This is a genomic window from Rhizobium moroccans (assembly GCF_057559155.1).
On sequence record NZ_JBHFJG010000010.1, the window covers coordinates 63,156 to 67,899 of the forward strand.

The window sequence follows — 4,744 nt, forward strand, 5'->3', positions numbered from 1 at the left end:
GGGGGGGCGCTTGCCATTGCCGCCGTGCTCGTCACCATCGCGGGCACTATCTTCTTCGACGTCGCCCGGCTGAAAGGCATGGCGGGCTATTCGCAGATCGGCCCCGCCACCATTCCGGACTGGATCGCCTTCGCGCTCGTCGGCCTCGCCATCTGGACCGTGATCGCGGCCTTCCGGCGCGACTTCCCGGAGCGCGAGCATCAGGAGTTCGGTCCTGTCGTCTGGATCGTGGCTGGCCTGATCGCGCAGATGCTGCTGCTTCGCACCGCCGGCTTCTCGATCGCGACCGGTGTTCTCTTCGCCCTGACGGCGGCCGGGTTCGGCAAGAAGAGGCTTTGGATCACGCTGCCCATCGGCATCGTCCTCTGTCTCGTCATCTGGCTGATCTTCGCCGGCCTGCTGCAGCTTTCGCTGCCCGCGGGGCCGCTGGAACACCTGTTTCTCTGATGACGTTCCGAAAGTAAGCCAATGAGCACGTTCGAATTCCTTCTGCAGGGGCTGGCTTCGGCAGCAGAGCCGATGAACCTCCTCTATGCGCTGATCGGCGTGACGCTCGGCACCGCCGTCGGCGTACTCCCCGGCATCGGGCCGGCGCTGACGGTCGCCCTTCTCCTGCCCGTCACCTATCGGCTCGACCCCACCGGTTCGCTCATCATGTTCGCCGGCATCTATTACGGCGGCATGTATGGCGGATCGACCACCTCGATCCTGCTGAACACGCCCGGCGAAAGCGCCTCGATCGTCACCGCGCTCGAAGGCAACAAGATGGCCCGCAACGGGCGCGGCGGACCGGCGCTCGCGACAGCCGCGATCGGCTCCTTCGTGGCCGGCCTCATCGCCACGCTGCTGCTCGCCTTCATCGCCCCCTATATCGTGAAACTGGCGCTGGTCTTCGGTCCGCGCGAATATTTCGCGCTGATGGTGCTCGCCTTCGTCACCGTATCGTCGGCCTTCGGTGATTCTACATTGCGCGGCCTCACCTCGCTCTTCATCGGGCTTGCCTTCTCGGTCGTCGGCATCGACCAACTGACCGGCCAGAACCGCCTTTCCTTCGGCGTTCCGGACCTGCTCGACGGCATCGAGGTCACGACCATGGCAGTTGCCATGTTCGCGATCGGCGAGACGCTCTATATCGCCGCGCAGGGCAATCGCGGACCCGAAACAGTGGAAGCGGTCAAGGGTTCCGTCTGGATGAACGCCGCCGACTGGGCGCGCTCCTGGAAGGCCTGGCTGCGCGGCACCGTGATCGGTTTCCCGATCGGCGCCATGCCGGCAGGCGGCGCCGAAATCGGCACCTTCCTCTCCTATGCGGCGGAAAAGCGCCTTACCAAGCATCCGGAAGAGTTCGGAAACGGCGCGATCGAGGGCGTGGCCGGTCCCGAGGCGGCAAACAACGCATCGGCCGCCGGCACGCTCGTGCCGCTCTTGACCCTCGGCCTGCCGACCACCGCGACCGCGGCGATCATGCTTGCCGGTTTCCAGCAATACGGCCTGCAGCCGGGACCGCTTTTGTTTGCGACCAATCCGCAGCTCGTTTGGGGTCTCATCGCATCGCTGCTCATCGCCAATCTCATGCTGCTGGTGCTGAACCTGCCGCTGATCGGCCTCTGGGTGAAGCTGCTGACGATCCCGAAACCCTGGCTCTATGCCGGCATCCTGGTGTTCGCCACACTCGGCACGATCGGAGCCAACCCTTCCGTCTTCGAGCTTGGCATGCTGCTGACCTTCGGTCTGCTCGGCTATGTCATGCGCGTATTCGGCTATCCGATCGCGCCGGTCGTGGTCGGCCTCATCCTCGGGCCGCTAGCCGAGCAACAGCTACGCCGGGCACTCGCGATCAGCCAGGGCGACGTGACGGTGCTCTTCACCTCGCCGATCGCCGCGGTGCTTTTGACGGTCGCGGCGATCGCACTGATCCTGCCGCTCATCCTGCGCGCACGCGGCAGGGGCGAGGTGCTGTCGCAGATGGCAGCAAGCGAGGATTGATCCCTCGGAAATCGAGACGCGAAGGGAGGCGGGCAACCGCCTCCCTTTTTTTGACTCCGGTGCCGCAAAAATGTGCTTTGTGGCAAAAAAGTGGCCATCTTTTTCTTGCCAAGAATCAAAGCGGCGTTATTTCCGGGTGATCAACCTTCCGAAAGCATCGGCCGTTCGGCCAGTTCTTTTTTTGAATCCTTTCCGGTCCGCTTCGCCTTCCCCCGGCGAACACCTGCAAATAGGAATCGCCATGTCCTTAAATCCCTCCTCTCCAGACAGCGCCGGATCCGGCGGCTGGTTGCTCAAGCTCGTCGGCATACTCGTCTTCCTTGGCGGCCTGCCTCTGCTCGCAGGCGGCGTTCAGCTTATTTCGCTCGGCGGCTCCTGGTATTACGCTCTTGCCGGGGCCGCGCTCATTCTCGTCGGCATCCTGTTCTTTCTGCGCAGGAAAGCGGGCGTCTGGCTCTTTGCCCTCCTCTATGTCGCCACCATCGTCTGGTCGCTCTGGGAAGTCGGCAGCCTGGATTTCTGGCCGCTGATACCGCGCATCGTCGCGCCCACGGTGCTTACGATCATCGTCGCGCTGATCACCCCGCTCTTTCCGACCAACCGCCCTTCATCGAAAGCAGCGCCCTTGGGCATCGCTGCGCTCCTGGCGCTCGGTCTGGCCGGCGTGGGCTATCTGGCCTTTCAGCCACAGCATCTGATCCGCAACGAAGTGGCCGAGATTCCCGCGCCGCAAGCCCAGGAAGCCGCGGAAGGCTCCGCCTCCGACTGGCGTCATTACGGCCGCACGCCGCATGGTACCCGTTACGCGCCGATCGATCAGATCAACCGCGACAATGTTCAGAACCTTCAGGTCGCCTGGACCTTCCGGACCGGCGATCCCGCCGAGAAGGGAGCGGAAGACCAGAACACGCCGCTCCAGGTGGGCGATACCGTCTATCATTGCACCGCGCACAATATCGTTCATGCGCTCAACGCCGAAACCGGCGAAGTTCGCTGGAAATTCGATCCGCAGGCGACGTCTCCGGTATGGCAGCGTTGCCGCGGGGTGAGCTACTACGAGCCGCCGGTCGTTGCCGCCGTGCAGCCGGCAGAACCAGGGCCGACAGCGCCTCCCGAACCCGTCGATCCAACGGCTCCCGCGCTTGCGGCGCCCACGATCGAGGAGCCGGAAGAACAGGCGGCTCCTGCGGCACCCACAGCACCGCCTACACCCGCGCAATGCGCCGCGCGCATCGTCTTGACGACCATCGACGCCCGGCTGATCGAGCTCGACGCCAAGACCGGCGAGCCTTGCGCCGAGTTCGGCAATGCCGGCACGGTCAACCTTCGCGAAGGCATGGGCGAGGTGAAGGACGGCTTCTACTTCCAGACCTCCGCTCCGACCGTGATGCGCGATCTCGTGCTGGTCGGCGGCTGGGTCTGGGACAATCGCGAGGTCAACGAGCCCTCCGGCGCGGTGCGTGCGTTCAATGCCCGTACCGGCGAACTCGTCTGGGCCTGGGACCTCGGCAATCCCAATATCACCCGCTATCCGCCGGAGGGCGAAAGCTATACTCGCGGCACGCCCAACGTCTGGTCGACGCCGGCCTTCGACGACGAACTCGGCCTCGTCTATCTGCCGACCGGCAACGCGACGCCCGATTTCTTCGGCGCGCATCGTTCGGAGGCTGCCGAGCAATATTCCGCATCCGTCGTTGCCCTCGATATTGCCACCGGCCGTGAGCGTTGGAAATTCCAGACTGTCCACCACGACATCTGGGATTACGATGTTCCCGCCCAGCCGGCGCTCTACGACGTTCCGGATGGCAATGGCGGCACGCAGCCGGCGCTGATCCAGATCACCAAGCGCGGCCAGATCTTCATGCTCAATCGGGAAACCGGCGAGCCGATCGCGACCGTGGAGGAAAAGCCGGTGCCGCAGACGGGCGGCGTTCCGGAGGACTGGGTCTCGAAGACGCAGCCCTATTCCACCGGCATGCCATCAATCGGCACCGAACCGTTCACGGAAGCCCGGATGTGGGGAGCAACCCCCTGGGACCAGCTCTATTGCCGCATCGAGTTCAAGAAGATGCGCTATGAGGGCGAATTCACGCCGCCGGGCACGGATGTCTCGCTCATCATGCCGGGCTATTACGGCGGCATGAACTGGGGATCGGCGTCGATCGACGAAGCAAATGCCATGCTGGTCGTCAACGACATCCGCATGCCGCAATTCGTGCGGCTGATCCCGCAAGCCGAGGTCGAAGGCCTCAGCGGCGCTGCCGCCCATGATGGGCTTTCGAGCCAGACGGGCACACCTTATGCCGCCTGGAAAAACGGCTTCATGTCACCGCTCGGCGTGCCCTGCCACCAGCCACCCTACGGCACCATTTCCGGCATCGACCTCAAGACGCGCCAGCTCGTCTGGCAGGTGCCAGCCGGTACGCTGCAGGATAGCGGACCCCTCGGCATGAAGACCGGCCTGCAGATCCCAGTCGGCATGCCTTCGCTCGGCGGCCCAACGACGACCGCCGGCGGCATCGTCTTCTATGCCGGCACGCAGGACTATTACCTGCGGGCGCTCGACGTGCGCACCGGCGAAGAGCTCTGGAAAGCCCGCCTGCCGGTAGGCACGCAGGGTACACCGATGACCTATGTCTCGCCGGAAAGCGGGCGTCAGTTCGTCGTGATTTCGGCGGGTGGCTCGCGCCAGTCCCCCGATCGCGGCGACTACATCGTCGCGTTCAGCCTTCCGAAGCAGTAAGACCAAGAAATGAGG

Annotated in this window: 3 protein-coding genes; all 3 read left to right on the forward strand. The window is 64.3% G+C overall.

Annotated features, from left to right (window positions below; translation table 11 throughout):
• Positions 1-447, forward strand: a 447-nt coding sequence (locus tag ACE04I_RS07680) for a tripartite tricarboxylate transporter TctB family protein (RefSeq protein ID WP_487206897.1), incomplete at its 5' end; no start/stop codon positions are given.
• A gap of 21 nt (positions 448-468) precedes the next feature.
• Positions 469-1,986, forward strand: a complete 1,518-nt coding sequence (locus ACE04I_RS07685) for a tripartite tricarboxylate transporter permease (RefSeq protein ID WP_487206898.1) — start codon at positions 469-471, stop codon at positions 1,984-1,986.
• Between the two features lie 241 nt (positions 1,987-2,227).
• Positions 2,228-4,729: a membrane-bound PQQ-dependent dehydrogenase, glucose/quinate/shikimate family gene (locus tag ACE04I_RS07690; RefSeq protein ID WP_487206899.1), complete on the forward strand. Its 2,502-nt coding sequence runs from the start codon at positions 2,228-2,230 to the stop codon at positions 4,727-4,729.
• Positions 4,730-4,744 lie beyond the last annotated feature (15 nt).